Source organism: Mucilaginibacter koreensis (assembly GCF_054783355.1).
In genome coordinates, this window is record NZ_BAAGQS010000001.1 from 3,413,241 (window position 1) to 3,430,588 (window position 17,348).

The 17,348-nt window shown below is 44.7% G+C and carries 14 protein-coding genes; 11 read left to right on the plus strand and 3 right to left on the minus strand.

Features of this window, described 5'->3' with window-relative positions:
* Positions 1-138: 138 nt before the first annotated feature.
* The 7 genes from ACYVNW_RS15270 to ACYVNW_RS15300 all read left to right on the plus strand — a co-directional run bounded on the left by ACYVNW_RS15270 (position 139) and on the right by ACYVNW_RS15300 (position 7,361).
* On the plus strand, positions 139-1,257 hold the full coding sequence (locus ACYVNW_RS15270; protein WP_460680739.1) for a DUF4407 domain-containing protein: 1,119 nt from the start codon (positions 139-141) through the stop codon (positions 1,255-1,257).
* A gap of 137 nt (positions 1,258-1,394) precedes the next feature.
* Entirely contained in the window at positions 1,395-1,730 is a 336-nt protein-coding gene (locus ACYVNW_RS15275) for a tRNA-binding protein (protein ID WP_460680740.1), read from the plus strand.
* A gap of 215 nt (positions 1,731-1,945) precedes the next feature.
* A complete protein-coding gene (locus tag ACYVNW_RS15280) occupies positions 1,946-2,425 on the plus strand; it encodes a nucleoside deaminase (RefSeq protein ID WP_460680741.1) in 480 nt (159 codons plus the stop codon).
* A gap of 78 nt (positions 2,426-2,503) precedes the next feature.
* The gene (locus ACYVNW_RS15285; RefSeq protein WP_460680742.1) at positions 2,504-3,121 is read left to right on the plus strand and encodes a superoxide dismutase; all 618 of its coding nucleotides are present in this window, start codon (positions 2,504-2,506) and stop codon (positions 3,119-3,121) included.
* A gap of 306 nt (positions 3,122-3,427) precedes the next feature.
* Positions 3,428-4,441 (plus strand): quinone oxidoreductase family protein, encoded by a 1,014-nt coding sequence (locus ACYVNW_RS15290; protein ID WP_460680743.1) that lies wholly within the window; start codon positions 3,428-3,430, stop codon positions 4,439-4,441.
* Between the two features lie 443 nt (positions 4,442-4,884).
* Positions 4,885-6,330 carry an amino acid permease gene (locus tag ACYVNW_RS15295; RefSeq protein ID WP_460680744.1) on the plus strand — a complete coding sequence of 482 codons (1,446 nt, stop codon included), beginning with the start codon at positions 4,885-4,887 and terminating at the stop codon, positions 6,328-6,330.
* A gap of 5 nt (positions 6,331-6,335) precedes the next feature.
* Entirely contained in the window at positions 6,336-7,361 is a 1,026-nt protein-coding gene (locus ACYVNW_RS15300; protein WP_460680745.1) for a flavin reductase family protein, read from the plus strand.
* A 188-nt stretch (positions 7,362-7,549) separates the two neighbouring features.
* Here the strand turns inward: ACYVNW_RS15300 and ACYVNW_RS15305 are convergent, their stop codons facing one another.
* The 3 genes from ACYVNW_RS15305 to ACYVNW_RS15315 all read right to left on the minus strand — a co-directional run bounded on the left by ACYVNW_RS15305 (position 7,550) and on the right by ACYVNW_RS15315 (position 12,152).
* Complete coding sequence (locus ACYVNW_RS15305; protein WP_460680746.1) at positions 7,550-8,752, minus strand: PepSY-associated TM helix domain-containing protein; 1,203 nt, start codon at positions 8,750-8,752, stop codon at positions 7,550-7,552.
* 12 nt (positions 8,753-8,764) lie between these two features.
* Positions 8,765-11,125 (minus strand): TonB-dependent siderophore receptor, encoded by a 2,361-nt coding sequence (locus tag ACYVNW_RS15310; protein ID WP_460680747.1) that lies wholly within the window; start codon positions 11,123-11,125, stop codon positions 8,765-8,767.
* A 91-nt stretch (positions 11,126-11,216) separates the two neighbouring features.
* Positions 11,217-12,152 carry a LysR substrate-binding domain-containing protein gene (locus ACYVNW_RS15315; RefSeq protein ID WP_460680748.1) on the minus strand — a complete coding sequence of 312 codons (936 nt, stop codon included), beginning with the start codon at positions 12,150-12,152 and terminating at the stop codon, positions 11,217-11,219.
* A 177-nt stretch (positions 12,153-12,329) separates the two neighbouring features.
* Between ACYVNW_RS15315 and ACYVNW_RS15320 the strand changes: the two genes are divergently transcribed.
* The 4 genes from ACYVNW_RS15320 (at position 12,330) to ACYVNW_RS15335 (ending at position 17,294) form a co-directional block, all read left to right on the plus strand.
* On the plus strand, positions 12,330-14,174 hold the full coding sequence (locus ACYVNW_RS15320) for a rhomboid family intramembrane serine protease (RefSeq protein ID WP_460680749.1): 1,845 nt from the start codon (positions 12,330-12,332) through the stop codon (positions 14,172-14,174).
* Between the two features lie 165 nt (positions 14,175-14,339).
* Positions 14,340-15,764, plus strand: a complete 1,425-nt coding sequence (locus ACYVNW_RS15325) for a glycogen synthase (protein ID WP_460680750.1) — start codon at positions 14,340-14,342, stop codon at positions 15,762-15,764.
* Positions 15,761-17,023: a glucose-1-phosphate adenylyltransferase gene (locus tag ACYVNW_RS15330; protein ID WP_460680751.1), complete on the plus strand. Its 1,263-nt coding sequence runs from the start codon at positions 15,761-15,763 to the stop codon at positions 17,021-17,023. Before ACYVNW_RS15325 ends, ACYVNW_RS15330 begins: the two co-directional genes overlap by 4 nt.
* 79 nt (positions 17,024-17,102) lie before the next feature.
* Positions 17,103-17,294, plus strand: coding sequence for a hypothetical protein (locus ACYVNW_RS15335; protein ID WP_460680752.1), 192 nt, complete (start codon positions 17,103-17,105; stop codon positions 17,292-17,294).
* Positions 17,295-17,348: the final 54 nt, after the last annotated feature.

The window sequence follows — 17,348 nt, forward strand, 5'->3', positions numbered from 1 at the left end:
GTTGCATCAAGGCAAAAAAATAATGAAAATAGTTCATCATCTTAACATCATCCTTATAATATTCCCATCTCTGCGTTGTAACATTCAGGTACCCCGGGCGTTCTAATAAATAGCATTAAAAGCTAAGCTTAGATTTAAATGAAAAAAATTACCCGCTTCTTCTGGTTCTGTTCAGGAGCGCATGTAGAAACTTTACGCAAATACCCCATTGAGCATAATAAATATGTGGGTATTGGCGCTACTATATTTTTTACGGCTTTATTCGCTTCTTTATCAGGCGGCTATGCCATGTACTTCGTGTTCAGTGGCAACCCACTGGCCGTGGTATTTGCTATTCTGTTCGGTTTAATTTGGGGCACGGCCATTTTTAACATGGACCGCTATATAGTTGGCAGCATCAATAAACAGGGCAGCACCAATCAGCAAATACTGCAGGCTACACCGCGTATTTTGCTGGCCATTATGATTGGTGTGGTGATATCGCGTCCGCTGGAGCTGAAAATTTTTGACAAAGAAATTCGACAAAAACTCAAAACATCTTATCTGAAAGGGCAGAACCGCCGTATTGATACACTGCAGAAAACGTACAATCAGAAATATACCAATGAGTTTGCCAAGCTGAAAGATTTGCAACTGGAAAGAGATTCATTAACCAAAGACATCAACCGCTCTCGCGTGCTGTTAAATGAAGAGGTATTTGGCTCGAAGAATGACCAAACCTCGGGTATGGCCGGCTACGGCAGCAACGCCAAACGGCAGGAAGCGGTATTAGGTGAGAAGCAGGCTCGCCTGCAAACCGTAACCCAGGAGCTGGGCAAACTGGAGCAGTACCTAAGTGAGCGTAAAAGTTATGAAGGGCTAAACAGTACACGTTTGTTTACCGACAAGCAACTGGACAGCCTAGCCAATATTGCCGGCTTTGCCGACCGTAACTGGGCGCTGGGCCAGCTGGCTTTTACCAACGAGGGCAAGAAAGACCTGGACACCTACATGGCCGAATCTTTTATTGCCTATCTGTTTATTCTGTTTGAGTGTTTGCCGGTGCTGGTAAAGCTAATGTCGCCCCGTGGGCCGTATGACGTGGCCATACACCGCATTGCTGAAGCCAACATCCATTTTGCCGACCGCGACCGGGACCGGGATGTGGCTGTAACCGACAGTACGTTTGATCACCAGCTGGATGTAGATATTGAACGCCGCAAGCGCATCATCAGTGCCCAGTCTGACTTTGATTTAGAACGGCATAGCTACGATTAACAGTTAAAAGTTGAGATAAACTTATTTAATTTGTCATGCTGAGAGACAGCGAAGAATCTGTACACTTGTTAGCCTAAGTACAGGTTCTTCGCATCGCTCAGCATGACATTTTTGTTTCATACTACTATCTTCGCCCTATGCAAACCATCACCTGGACTGATTTTGAAAAAGTAGAGCTGCGGGCCGGAACGGTGCTGCAGGTACTGGATTTTCCGGAAGCACGTAAACCGGCCTATAAATTACAGGTAGATTTTGGTGAATATGGCATCCGCTGGTCGAGCGCGCAGATCACCAGGCATTATACCAAAGAGGAGCTGGTAGGCCGGCAGATTGTGGGCGTTACCAACTTCCCGAAAAAGCAGATTGCCAATTTTATGTCGGAGTTTTTAGTAACCGGCTTTGCCGATGAAAACGGTGATATTGTGCTTACGGCTGTGGAAAGGCCTGTGCCTAATGGGAGTAAGTTGATTTAATTACTATACCTTCCCAACTTGTCATTTCGACCGTAGGGAGAAATCTTCTTTGGGCGATAGGTCTACAGTAGACCAGCATTGATGACGAAGATTTCTTCTATCGTCGAAATGACAGGAAAAGATTTAATTATATCCTTGTTCGCCGTGCTTCCCCGAAGCCTTTATATTTGCATGGCAAGCACATAGCCTCTGCCCTTGAATTTTAAATCCATTACATGAGATATATTACCTTCGGCGATGAAGAACCTGCAATATCGCCCGATGACTTTTTTATGGCTGAGGCCCTGCGCGAAGCCAAAGTGGCTTTGGCCGAAGATGAAATTCCTATCGGCGCTGTGGTCACCTGCCGCGGACAAATCATTGGCCGGGGGCATAATTTAACCGAGCGTTTAAATGATGTATCGGCCCATGCCGAGATGCAGGCGCTTACGGCAGCGGCCAATTATATAGGCGGCAAATATTTAAAAGACTGTACCTTATATGTAACTATGGAGCCTTGCGTAATGTGTGCTGGTGCTTCCTACTGGTTCCAGGTAGGGCGTATTGTGTTTGGGGCTTATGATGCTAAGTTGGGCTTTGGGCGGCTAAACCAAAAGGTAACTCATCCTAAAACTACCATTACCGGTGGTATACGCGAAAATGAGTGCTCGCAGCTGGTAAAAGACTTCTTTAAAAGCAAACGCCTCAAAACTTAACATTAAACTGAACAAATATCAGGCTGAGGCCTTTATATTTGCACATATACATTTTTTAACCTTAAAAAAATAGTTCTTATGGCATTTACCCTACCGGCGTTACCGTACGCGACTGACGCTCTCGAACCGCACATTGATAAAATGACCATGGAAATTCACCATGGCAAGCACCACCAGGCTTATGTAACCAACCTGAACAAGGCACTGGAAGGCAAGCCCGAAGCCAATGAAAGCATTGAGCAGATTGTAAAAAACATTTCTAAATACCCTGCTGCTGTACGTAACAACGGTGGCGGCCACTATAACCACACCCTATTCTGGACTTTGTTATCACCTAACGGTGGCGGCGAGCCTACAGGCGAACTGGCACAAGCCATTACCAGTACTTTTGGTTCGGTAGCCGAGCTGAAAACCAAAATGAACGAAGCTGGTGCTACCCGTTTCGGTTCAGGTTGGGCATGGCTGGTAGTTACTGCCGATAAAAAACTCGCGGTAACCTCAACCCCTAACCAGGATAACCCATTGATGGACCTGCCGGAAATTGCGGTAAAAGGTACACCAATATTAGGTATCGACGTTTGGGAGCATGCTTACTACCTGAAATACCAAAACCGTCGCCCTGATTACCTGGGTGCTATCTGGAACGTGATTAACTGGAACCACGTAGCGGAACTGTATAAAAAAGCGATTGCCTAAGCATTTCGCATTCAATAAAAAAAGCGGCAGGTTAACTTGCCGCTTTTTTTGTGTCCTGTGTTTAATTTTAATGGTGCTTCAGGGTGCTGCACGCAGCATGTGCAGCGCTACGCAGCAGGCGCAGCACCCTGAAGCAGTGCGCAGCACCACACAGCACCCGCAGCAGTGGTATAAATGTGTCACTACCTGGTTTGTGTACCTCATCTACCCTCATCTACTTGTCATAAAAACTCTACTAACTTAGTATACTAATTATAAACACACTATTATTGCGGACAATTGTTACAACCCTATATACAACTAACTATGAAAGCAGTAGTATTGACCGGCAAAGACGAGCCGCTAAGCATACAGGAAGTAGAGAAACCCACACTGGCCTCAGGCGAAGTGCTGGTGCAAATTAAAGCTGCCGCCCTTAACCGGCGCGATTACTGGATTACCATTGGCCAATACGCCGGTATCAAATACCCGTCAATTTTAGGGTCTGATGGTTCGGGTGTAGTAGTAGAAGCGGCTGATGAAGCCGGACAGGCCTGGCTCAACAAAGAAGTAATTATTAACCCCAGTCATGATTGGGGCGAGCACCCGGAATATCAGGCTGCAGATTTTAAGATTTTAGGATTGCCCGAAGAGGGTACTCTGGCCGAATATGTAAAAGTACGGGCCGAGTATCTGGCCGAGAAACCGGCGCACCTGACCTGGGAACAGGCAGCGGCCATCCCGCTGGCTGGCTTAACCGCTTACCGCGCCTTGTTTACAAAGGGTAGGTTAAAAAAAGGTGATAAAGTGCTGGTGAGCGGCGTAGGTGCAGGTACCGGCAGCTTTGCCTTACAATGGGCCGTAGCAGCAGGATGCCAGGTGTTCGTAACTTCCGGCTCGGGCGAAAAGATTGAGCAGGCCCGCAAACTAGGCGCGGCAGCCGGGGTAAGCTATAAAGCGCAGGACTGGGCCGAGCAGTTGAAAGAACTGGCAGGTGGTTTCGATGTAATTATTGACAGCGCCCTGGGCGATGGCTTTGCTAAACTGATTGACTTATGTAACCCAGGTGCCCGCATTGTATTTTTTGGCGGTACGGCAGGTAACATTCCTGAATTAAACGGCCGGGTAATTTTCTGGAAACAGATACAAATTTTAGGCACCACTATGGGTACCATCGAAGAGTTTACAGCCATGGTTAACCTCGTTAACGAGCACCAGATTGTACCTGTAATTGATGAAGTTTTCCCAATGGCCCAGGCACAGCAGGCGGTTGATAAAATGGGTAATTCGGCCCAGTTCGGTAAACTGGTGCTGGTGAATTGCAATATTATTGGAAAGTAAAATAAAAACAATGTTACGCTGAGCGATAGCGAAGCAGCACCTGTACAATTGATATCTACAAGTGAATCAACACTGTCATGCTGAGGCACTCGAAGCATGGGTGCACAGGCCATACATAGGAGCGTTTATGCAACTACCCTTCGACGTGGCTCAGGATGACAATGGCAGTGTTTCAAAAGGCGAAGAACCCACCTTATGCTCGTTTATAACGAGCCGCTTAAAAATGTTGGGCGCGTTTGTAAGGCCTCTGCGCTTTGCCGGTTTATCGCCTTGCAAACGAGCGTCAGGAAAATAGTTACAGAGCCATTCATAGCAGCAGCCTGTGCGCCTATGCTTCGAGTGCCTCAACATGACAATGGTACTTTGCTTGTAAATGTTGATATACAGCTGCTTCGCTGTCGCTTAACATAACATTTAAAATTAAATAGAATATAACGCCTTTCATGCTCAAAAAATCCATCCCTCAACTCATCGAGGAGTCTAAAAACGAAGGTTCGCAATCATTAAAGCGTTCGCTGGGGCCGGTTAACCTGATACTGATTGGTATCGGTATCATCATCGGGGCCGGTTTGTTTTCCCTTACGGGCATTGCAGCTGGGCAGCATTCGGGGCCCGCGGTTACCATATCATTTATTATTGCGGCACTGGGCTGTACGTTTGCGGCTTTGTGCTATGCCGAATTTTCGGCCATGATACCCGTGGCAGGTAGTGCTTATACTTACTCCTACGCTACCATGGGCGAGCTTTTTGCCTGGATCATCGGCTGGGATCTGGTATTGGAATACTCGGTAGGTGCGGCTACAGTAGCCATCAGCTGGTCGCAGTACCTGTCCAAATTCCTGTCATGGTACGGCTTGTACCTGCCGCCGCAATTGATGCTGTCGCCTTTTGAAACCGCTAAGGCAGCTAACGGCAGTAGTGTGCATGGTATTATCAATTTACCGGCTGTACTTATTGTCATCCTGATTACCGGTATACTCATACGGGGTACCAAAGGTTCGGCTTTATTTAATGCCATTGTGGTTACTTTAAAGGTAGGCGTAGTGCTGGTGTTTATTGCGGTGGGCTGGCATTTTATCAATCCGGCTAATTATCATCCTTACATTCCGCAAAATACAGGTACCTGGGGCGAGTATGGCTGGTCGGGCATCTTGCGTGGCGCAGGCTTGGTATTCTTTGTATTCATTGGGTTTGATGCCGTATCAACTGCAGCGCAGGAAGCTAAGAATCCGCAACGCAATATGCCTATCGGTATCATTGGCTCACTGGTGGTATGTACCATTCTGTTCGTACTGTTTGCTTATGTAATGACCGGGATGGCGAATTATAAGGAGTTCATCGGCTCGGGTGCACCGGTGGCTATTGCTATTGAAAAAACGCATTATTTGTGGCTGAATAAAGCTATTGTGCTGGCTATCCTGATTGGTTATACCTCGGTGATTCTGGTTGATTTGCTGGGCCAGTCGCGCGTATTTTTCTCCATGTCGAAAGACGGATTGCTGCCCAAAGTATTTTCTGATGTACACCCGGTATTCCGTACCCCCTGGAAATCTAATCTGGTACTGTGCGGTTTTATCGCCCTGTTTGCGGCCTTTGTGCCTATTAGCGTGGTAGGCGAAATGACCAGCATCGGTACACTGCTGGCCTTCGTGCTGGTTTGCGCCGGGATAATTATCCTGCGTAAGCAGCAGCCCGATTTACACCGGCCTTTTAAAACCCCATTGGTTCCGTTGGTGCCTATCCTGGGTATATTGACCTGCTTTGGCATGATGACCTTTTTGCCCGGCGATACCTGGATACGTTTGATTATATGGCTGGCCATTGGTTTGGTGATTTATTTCGCCTACGGTAAAAAACATAGTGTAATTGGCCGGGGCATTGCTAAATAAAACCTATGGCAAATGAGCTTCAGTTACGTGTAGAGCGCATTGTTTGGGAAACGCCGGATACAGCTACTTTTTATTTAAAGGAACTGTCGGGCCAAAAGGTAAATTACCTGGCTGGTCAGTTTATCACGTTGCTGTTTCAGCACCACCAAGAAGAAATCAGGCGTTCGTACTCCCTGAGTTCATCGCCTGATGAAGAGCTGCTGGCCATTACGGTAAAGCGAGTAGAGAATGGTGAAATATCGCGCTTTCTACTGATGCATACAAAGGTTGGTGATGTATGGCCGGCCATTCCGCCAGCTGGTAAGTTTACTGTTGCCGAACCTGTAACGGCACCGCATTTGGTGTACTTTGCTGCTGGTGGCGGCATTGCGCCTGTATACGCCCATCTGAAGTATTTGTTATCCCGGCAAGGGAGTAGCCGCATTATGCTCATCTATAGTAGTCAGCAAGAGAATGGCATTATTTTTAAACCAGAGCTGGATGTGTTGGCAGCCCAACATAGCAACCGCTTCAGTATTCATTATTTTATCAGCAGTCAGCACAAGCGTTTAAATAATATTGGGGTAGAGCAACTGGTTCAACAAATTATCCCGTCAGGGCAGTTGCATGATGTGCAATTTTACCTCTGCGGCCCATTTGATTATATGCGGATGGTGCGGCTTACGCTGCAGTTTATGGATGTAAAGCCTAACCACATCCACCGCGAAAACTTTGTGTTGGAAACTGTACCGGTGCTGAGCGCTATTACTAACTTTCCGCCCCATAAACTGCGTATCTTTTTTAATAATGAGTGGCATGATGTAGTGGCGGGCGAAAACCAGTCTATTTTACAGGCCGCCTGGCAAAATAACATACGCTTACCCTTTAGCTGCCGCAGCGGCGTATGTTCGGCCTGTGCCGCCCGCTGTACCGGCGGTAAAGTAGAGCTGATGAAAAACGAAGTGTTAACCGATGAAGATTTAGCCCAGGGCTGGATACTCACCTGCACAGGGTATGCATTGAGCGATGATGTGGTAATAGAGCTGAAGTAGCTTATTACCTATTTATTATTAGGTCATGCTGAGGCACTCGAAGCATGGTCACAGACCGCTGCTATGAATGGCTCTGCAACTACCCTTCGAGTGCCTTAGGGTGGCAATGGTTGTATTTGTGTGAAAAACAATAGCGAAGAATCCAACTACATCTTCTTCGCTATCGAGAAATTACCGTTTAAATATGGTCAGTTAGCGCCTTTATTCAGCACCGCTGTTCTGGGCATAAACTTAGGTTTGCCTTCCATTGCTTTTTCCCTTCGCTGTACTACATGCTTTACTTTTTGAGTTTTCGGCTTTTTGCGCTTACCCAGCCAGATGATGATGCCGGTGAGCGGCAGGCTGGCGCAAATGAAGCTTACTAAAAAGGCAATGATTTTACCTGTAATGCCGAAGATCTGGCCTACATGAATATCATAGTTCATTTCAATTAATTTTTGCCCTGCGCTTTTTTTAGCATAAGGTACAGCACTCAGCAGTTTGCCGCTGTATTGGTCGAAGTAATAATAGCTGTTATGGTCAAATCGTAATGAATTTGGATAAGCTGTTACCCCTATACTGCCATTGGCTGCTGTGTTCTCACTAAAGAGGTACATTTGGGCATATGGAGCCATTCGCTGAGCTGCAGAAAATGCCTCATTGATAGCGGGTTGTAATTGCTTTATTGCTTTTTGGGTAGAATCTGATGTGGGGATAACCCTTTCTGCCGGGTAGTCCTTACCGCCATTAGCTGCCAGGTACATGCCTTTGTTTACCCACTGAAAAGCAATGGCCAGGCCGGTAATCGCCAGTACCAAGGCAATGCCACAGGCATAGAAGCCCAGTACATTATGCAGGTCATAGTTTACGCGGCGCCATTTGCCTTTCCATTTAATGGTAAAGCTGCGCTTGCGATCACTCTTGCGCTTCGGCCACCACAAAATCATACCCGTAATGAGCAGGATGACGAATATAACTACCGACACACCTACCACCATACTGCCAACATTGGCCGGCAATAGTAAGTACAGATGAATATATTTGATGATGGTAAAAAAATCGGTAGCCGTATTTTGCGTGTGCAGTACCTGGCCGGTGTAAGGGTTAAGGTAAATCAGGTTCAGTTCCTTATTGGGCATACTGGCGTAGAGCATGGCCGGGCGATCTTTTCCATAATAATAAGTATAGCTGGCTGTAGCGCCGGGGTACTGCGCTAATCCTTTTTGTTTGATAATTGAAGGCGGCAGGTAGGCCTGCTGCTGTGGTTGCACATGCCGCCACTCGTACATCGCATCCTGTATCTCATCCTGAAAACAAAATATGCAACCGGTAACACTCACAATAAACACCACCAGCCCGGATACAAATCCGAGCCAGCGATGAACAAACAAAAAAGAAGACCGTACCGTCATGCTAAATATTTTTTAAAACCGGTAACCAATAGTTGCCCTTACATTGGTTGGCGCTTCTACCTGCCAGTTGTAAACGGTGCTACCGGTTGGGCTTAGATAATCTTGGTGGCCGCCAGAAATCAAGTAGGCGTTTAGCAAATTATTAACGTTTACGGCTACATTAAATCTTTTGAATTGATAAGAAGCGCCGGCATCCAACCGGAAATAGTTTGGCAAATCAGTTTCGCGGGTGCTTAAGCTCCAGGGGTAACGGTGAATTTGCCATTGGTAACCCACAGATAAACCTAAGCCTTTCAAAGTACCACGCTGTAAGCGATAGGTTAACCAGGCATTAGTAACGTGACGCGCAAAGCCAGGCACCGGAGCGCCGATGCGTGTGGTATCTGTGTCTTTAGAAATTTCTGAATTGGTATAGGCATAATTGGCCATCAGGTTTAAGCCGGTAATGATTTCGCCACGAGCGTCAAATTCCACTCCATGAGTTTTAGTTTGACCTAACTGTATCACATAATTGGCATTAGGATGGGCAGGGTCACTTACCAGCTGATTATTTTTCAATATTTGATAAATGGATACCGAAGTGCTCCATTTGCCATTAAACCAATCTCTTTTGATGCCTGCCTCCAGGTTATTACCGGTAACCGGTTTTACAGTACCGCCTTCAAACAGCGTTCCGCTTTGCGGCAGGAAAGATTGATCAAATACACCGTACACCGCCGTAGCCGGATCTATAGAGAAGCTTACGCCGACACGGGGAGTAAATTGCTTGTTCTTTGCCTCTCCCGCGTAAGAATCAACAGTTAAAGCATGTGTATAACGGCCAGCCAAAGTTAAGCGCAGGCGCTGATCAAAGAAGCCAAGCTCATCCTGTACATATAATGATTGATAGTGCTGTATGCTAACTGCACCTGCACCACGTACACTAAGCGGAGTGGCATGGTCAAACACCGGTAAAGTAACAGCGCTGTTGTTAGGATTGTAAATATTGAAAGGTGTAGTAGGGTCAAGTGAGCCGGACTGGCCGTAATCAGCAATGTAAAACTTATCGCCAATATCCACGCCGCTTAAAATGCGGTGCCGTACAGCACCGGTTTTAATTTCGCCGTTAACAAAAGCTTGTAAAGATTTAATGCGGTTGCTGGCATCCCAAATACCAAGGCTGCGGTCAACGTTGCCATTATCAGCAATGCTGTTAATCCAATAGCTATAGGCGTTTTGCTTATAGTTGAAATAAGCGCCTTGGGCGGTAAATTTCCATTTATCGCTAAACTTATGCTCATAGTTTAAAAAAGCACTCTGATCATAAATATCTGACCTTGGTGAATTGGCAGGGGCGAAGGTAAAGTAACGCGATAAATCATTATATCCTTTGGTGGAAAACAAATAAGCGGTGCCAAAAGCGCTCATGCGCACTCGTTGGTAAGTGTATTCAGCAGTTAATGTGTTCTTGTCATCAAATTTGTAACGCAGCACCGGAGCAATAGAAAGGCGGTTTGAAAAATCAAATGGGCGCCATGAGTCAGATAGTTGTCCCATCAGGTTCAATCGATATTGCAGTTTGCCATTGCTGGTGAGCTTGCCATCAAAATCGGCAGATGCGCGGTAATTGTTGAAACTACCTGCCGTAAAATCAAACGACTGACGGGTAACGCCGGTAGGCTTCTTGGTTACCACATTATAAAAGCCGGAAGGATTGCCGCTGGCCAGCATAAAACCTGCGGGACCCTTAACAAACTCAATACGGTCAACAAATGACATGTCCTCATTTAACGGACCCCAATTAGCTTCCAGGTTAACGCCATTACGGTAAGGAGCAATCCGATCGCCGCGGCCATAAATTAGAGCATAATTACCCCAGTGCTCCTGCAATACCAAGCCACTTACATTGCGCGTTGGGCCTTCCAGCATGTTCAGGATTTGCTGGTCTTTAATCTGGTCATTGGTAATCACCTGAATGTTTTGTGGTACTTGAATTAAAGGCTCGCCCAAACGTAAAGTAGGCGAAGGGTCATCTACTTTATAACGTTTTCTACTGGTAGTAATGGCTACTTCTTTAAGGGTGCCCGAGTTTTCGCGAAGCATAAAATTTATTATAGTAGTACCTGCAGCTACATTAACAGTTTTTTCTTCAGTAGTTAAGCCAATGGCTGATACACGGATAGAATAAGTGCCGGGTTTTATTTTATTGAGCTGAAATTTTCCGTATTCATTAGTCATCACACCTACAGTAGTACCTGGAATGGCTACAGAAACTGCTTCAGCGGGATTACCATCAGAAGTGGTAATAGTTCCTTTTACAATTCCGTTTTGTTGTGCATAGGTATAGCCTGAAAGTTGAACAAGAGATAAGATAAGTAGTAAAGTAAACTTCATTTTATTTAGACCAATTATAAACAATGGTGCAAATGTAAACTTTGAACATATGACAACCAAATTATTTATAATTAATCTAAATAATGATGCGTTAGATATTCATGATATTTTTCTTCTTGCGACTTTTTAAACGTTTGGGAACAAACTCAATAATTTCAGTCTTTAACGCTTCTATCATTCGGCGTTTTAAATAGTTTTTAGGCACCACTAAACTAATCTCGCGCGCTGGCTCGGGCGATTTAAAATAACGTACTTTTTCCAGCTGGCGTTCGGTGAGGTCAGCTATAGCTAATTCGGGCAATATAGTGGCGCCATTGTTTTGGTCAACCATGCGCTTCAGGGTTTCTATGCTGCCGGTGTTGTATTCAAAATGCTGAGTGCCGCGGTTGCTTTTACGGCGCTGGCATAAATTGAGTACTTGGTTACGCATGCAATGGCCTTCGTTTAATAGCCACAGTTCATCTATATCTATTTCCTCGGCGGCTACATGTTTCTTTTTGTAAAGCTTACTGGCTTTAGATACATAGCCTACAAAATTTTCATAAAACACCGGGAACTCCAGTAGGGCATGGTCATGAAGGGGCGTAGAGAGTATGCCGCAATCAATAATGCCCAGTTTTAATTGCTGAATAATTTGCTCTGTGTTCTGTTCCCAGATCAGCAGTTTTACCTGCGGGTACTTTTCCATAAAACGGGAAATAATTTTAGGCAGAATATATGGCGATACGGTAGGTATAATTCCAATCTTAAGTTCTCCGGCCAGTTCCTTGTTCCGGTCTTCAATGATTTCTTTAACCTTATAGCTTTCGGCTAATACTAAACGGGCTTGAGCCACAATCTCCAATCCTACTTCAGTAGTAGTTACAGGTTGATGGCTGCGGTCGAATATTTTAACGCCCAGGGTATCTTCCAGCTTTTGTATCTGCATACTTAATGTGGGCTGGGTGATATAGCACTTTTCGGCCGCCTGTACAAAGCTTTTATAGGTATCAACGGCTACAATATATTCAAGTTGAACTAAGGTCATGAAACTTATAGTTTTTATCAATTCAAATATAAAATTATATTGATAGAAGTTATAAAGTGTTCAAGTATTGGATTATGTGCGATCCATTTGAAGTAGATTAAATTGGGTGTTATACAGGCGTAATTTCATCTGATTTTACTTAATTTGAGGTCTGTAATTATCACAATTTTATTCGTTATGGATTCTTTTATCAAGAAGCTCAAGTTAATATACCTGCCGTATTTATTAATTGCAATTGGCTTCATCAGTGTTTACTCATTTTTAAACTGGTTGTTGGTGATTCAAACCGGTTGGTTAGCTTTAAAAGAAACATGGATTAATTTCGGTTTACCCTTCGGTTTGCCTGCTATTCCGATATGGATATGGTTACGCCCACGCATCAAGCTTTTGAGGTTAAAGCGTAAAAATGGGAAAGATTTGGTTGACTTCTACTTTTTTATCGCTTGGATAACTGTTAGTGCCCCAACAGTTATTGCACAGGAATATTTACTTACTGCTACCGGAAAGCTTACTGAACTAACAACTCCCTCAACCCTCAATTCTCATTCGCTTACCAAGTATTACACCTTAAAGCAATATTACATTGATAAAAAGCATATTGGGGTTTATAATAAAGCCGAAGTAAGTGGTAAACATAATGAGCACATAGATTTCAATATTTATGTTGCCTGCCCTATTTTGGACCATCAGCCGATTGTAAAGCAAATTGCGGTTAATAAGGGTTCGGTAAAACTGCCAGAGTTAAATTTAAAGCATCCGCTTATTATCATTGATGGTGTGCCCTCGGCTCCGTCACGCTTAAATGAAATTAACCCGCAGGATGTAAAATCTGTAAATGTATTGAAAGAGGCAGCCGCAACAGCAATATATGGTATGCGTGCAGTTGACGGCGCCATATTAATACAGCTCAAAACATCAAACCCACCCGAAGACGTATTTGTAGCTCCGGATGCATGGCTGGGCATCACCTATTCTAAACAAATTAGTAACAGAGGAAGTGCCCAAGAAAAGGAACAGGCCTTTCGTGAATTTGCCGAAAGTTGTGAGGAAAAGTTTAAGCAGGAAAACTTGTCACAGTTTACTTATCTCGACCGCATTGGTAATACTGAAAACCGGGAAGGGTACACAAATGCACTTAAAAGGTTTAATCTTAATAATGAGGCAACTCCTATATTTTTAGAACTCCGGCATGATCCTTTTGCTGCGCGTAACGGAAATAAACTGCAATGGATATTCGGCGCTTTTGGTATAGGTGCCGGTATATGGTTAATCATGCTGCTATTTCCGAAGCTGGCCAATACCGAAGTTATAAAGTTTAACAAGGGCATCAATAATAGAAAAGAATCAGAATTCAAGGATGTTGCAGCCTTCTTTATACCCAACAGACAGCAATGGGCGCTTCCTGTTATTATTGATTTAAATCTGTTGCTATACACTGCCATGGTGCTGGCCGGACTTGGGTTTGTGAATTTTGATACAGAGGGAGTAATTAAATGGGGAGCTAATTACGGGCCTTTAACAGTTAATGGCGAATGGTGGCGCTTGTTTACCTGTACATTTTTGCATGGTGGCATTATGCACCTGTTAAACAATATGTATGGGCTGTTTTTTGGTGCTGTGTTTTTGGTGCCGCTTATTGGCAACAAGCGGTTTGTCATAAGCTATGTAATATGCGGTATTGTAGCCAGTTTCACCAGTTTGTACTGGCATCCCATGGTAATTAGTGTTGGTGCTTCAGGAGCAATCATGGGTATATTTGGCATTAACCTGGCACTAATTACTACCAACAGGGTGCCTGCCGATGCTAAAAAGTTTTTGCTTATCAACTGTGTGATATTTGTAGGGTTAACATTGCTGCTGGGGCTGGCTGGTGGCGTTGATAATGCAGCACATACAGGCGGTTTGGTTTGCGGCCTGGTAATTGGTTACCTGTTGAACTTCACGGCGTCTGATTGGCCCAAACCGCCAACTCAGCAGCCTATTGAAAATGAGCTAACCCACGAGGCTACCCTGCATGAGTAATGATTCAGCCGCATGAATTAAAATATCAACAAATAATCCTGTTTGCAGATATATACTTATAACTGTTCACCTCTTTAAAATATAAATTAAATAAAAACACATCCTGCATTTGGGCGCTTAGTATTTTATTAAACAATTCTCTAACTTGACCCCTTTACCTATCTTATGAGAGTTTATCATTTAAGCGCCGAATGTTACCCGATTGCCAAAGTGGGCGGTTTGGGCGATGTGGTGGGCGCTTTACCCAAGTATCAGAACCTGGCCGGCATTGATGCTGCCGTGGTGCTGCCGCATTACGACCGCAAATTTGTGCACGAAAACGAGTTTGAAGTGGTGTTCCGCGCCTCTAACCGTTTGGGCGACCGCCGCCTGGAGTTTGAAGTGTGGAAAGAGAAAACCAACAAACTGGGTTTCGAGCTTTACCTCATTCATATCCCCGGTTTGCTGGACCGCCCTGAGGTATATAGCTACCCTGATGAACGCGAACAGTTCATTGCCTACCAGCTTTCTTTTTTGGACTGGATTACATGGAGCCAGCAAACGCCCGACTTGATCCATTGCCACGATCATCATACCGGGTTGGTGCCTTTCCTGCTGCAGCATTCGGCTTTATACCGCAGGCTGTCAAAAACACCAACGGTGTTTACTATACATAACGGGCAATACCATGGCGCCTTCGGTTGGGAAAAATTTTATTACTTGCCCGAAATCGACCCTGCTGCAACCGGCTTGTTAGACTGGAGCGGAGGAATTAACCCGCTGGCCTCTGCCATTAAATGCTGTAATCATTACACGGCAGTATCGCCAAGTTATTTGCTCGAACTGGCTGAGCGTTCCAACGGCTTAGAATATCTGTTCTTTTTAGAACGAGCCAAAGGTTCGGGTATTATTAACGGTATTGATACCGAGGTTTGGGATCCGGCAACAGATGCCGCCTTAGCTGCCAACTATGATATTACAACGGTAGATACCCAAAAGCAAAAAGATAAAGATGCGCTATGCGAGCGTTTCGGCCTGTCACCAGAGTTGCCGCTCATCTCTTTCATTGGCCGCCTGGTGGTAGAAAAAGGAGCCGATTTACTGGCTGATGCCTTTAGCGATAGCTTAACCGAGCATGCCGGTCACCTGAATATTTTGGTGCTGGGTACCGGCGATAAAGATGTGGAAGAAGCATTGAAAGCGCTGGAGCCACAGTTTCCGGAAAACTACAAAGTGTACATCGGCTATAATGAAGATTTAGCCCACCTTATTTATGCCGGTAGTGATTTTCTGCTCATGCCTTCGCGTGTGGAGCCTTGCGGCTTAAATCAGTTATATGCATTGCGCTACGGGACCATGCCGGTGGTGCATAGCACCGGTGGCTTAAAAGATACGGTGATTGATTTTGGCGAAGATGATGGCTATGGTATTTGTTTTGACCAAAACAATGTTACCGATATTGTTGCTTCTATTAGCCGGGCAAAAGTATTATTTGAGAACACTCCCCATTTACAATTGTTACGTAAACGTATGATGGCGCTTGATTTCTCCTGGGATCAGTCGGCCAGGCAATACATCCAATTATATGAAAGCTTAACTCCTAAAATATGAATTCAAAAGTAATAAGTATCGTACTGGGTGGGGGGCAGGGCAGCCGCCTTTCGCCGCTTACCGCTACCCGCTCCAAGCCGGCAGTACCTATTGCAGCTAAATACCGTTTGGTAGATATTCCCATCTCCAACTGCCTGCACTCCGGTATCGAACGTATATTTGTGCTCACGCAGTTTAATTCAGCCTCATTAAACAAGCACATTAAAAATACTTATCACTTCAGCAGCTTTAGTGATGCTTTTGTAGATATTCTGGCTGCCGAGCAAACCCCTACCAGCGCTGGTTGGTTTCAGGGCACAGCCGATGCCGTACGCCAAAGCTTGCACCACCTGAGCGTATGGGATTTTGAGTATGTACTCATTTTATCGGGCGACCAGCTTTACCAGATGGATTTTCAGGAAATGATAGATCAGCATGTGAAAAAAAATGCGGATATTTCTATTGCTACCATCCCCGTACATGCCAATGATGTGCCCGGCTTTGGTATTTTGAAAACTGATGAGCAAAATAAAATCACGGCCTTTATCGAGAAGCCTAAATCAGATTTCGAGAGTTGGGCATCAGATGTAAGCGCCGAAATGCAAAACCAGGGCCGCGTGTACTTAGCCTCTATGGGTATTTACATGTTTAACCGTAAAACCCTATATGAACTATTGGAAGGCAACAGCCATCCCGATTTTGGTAAGGAAATCATCCCGCAGTCTATTAAAACCCATAATGTGCTGAGTTATCAGTATGAAGGTTATTGGACTGATATTGGTACCATCCCATCTTTCTTTGATGCCAACCTGGAGTTAACGGACGATATTCCGCGGTTTAACCTGTTTGACAAGCACCACATTTTTACCCGTGCCCGCATGCTGCCGCCTTCTAAAATATCAGGCACCCAGCTGGACAGAGCCCTGGTAGCTGATGGTTGTATCATCAATGCCAGTTTGTTAAAGCGCTCTGTTATTGGTATTCGTACCCGCATAGGTCACGGCACTACGCTGGAGAACTGCTATGTAATGGGCAGCGATAATTATCAAACTTTGGAGCAAATTAAAGAATCGAAGGAAAGCGATACGCCTATTATGGGTATTGGCGATAATTGCTGCATTAAAAATGCCATTATTGATAAAAACAGCTATATCGGTAATAATGTAACCATTAATTGTGGCAGTAAAATAGCTGACGGCGATTATGGGTCATACACCGTGCAGGATGGTATTGTGGTAGTAAAAAAGCGTGCGGTAATACCACACGGCACTACAATTTAAAGTTGCGAAAGTTAAAACATTTTCAAACGAAGTTGAATTATTACAGTAATCACTATACGAAAACTAAAAATAAACAACTATGAAAAAGTTAATGTTAATGATGGCCCTGTCTGCTATCTCTTTCGGAAGCGCATTTGCTTATGAGTTTACCCCAGCTAAAGCTGATGTAGTACAAACTGACACCATCAAAACGAAAAAAGTAAAAGTTAAAGGCAACAAAATGAAGAAGAAAAAAGTAGTTACTAAAAAAGACACCATGTCTAAAATGTAATTAAGCTTCATTATTATAAAGCAAAAGCGCCCTGGTATGACATCAGGGCGCTTT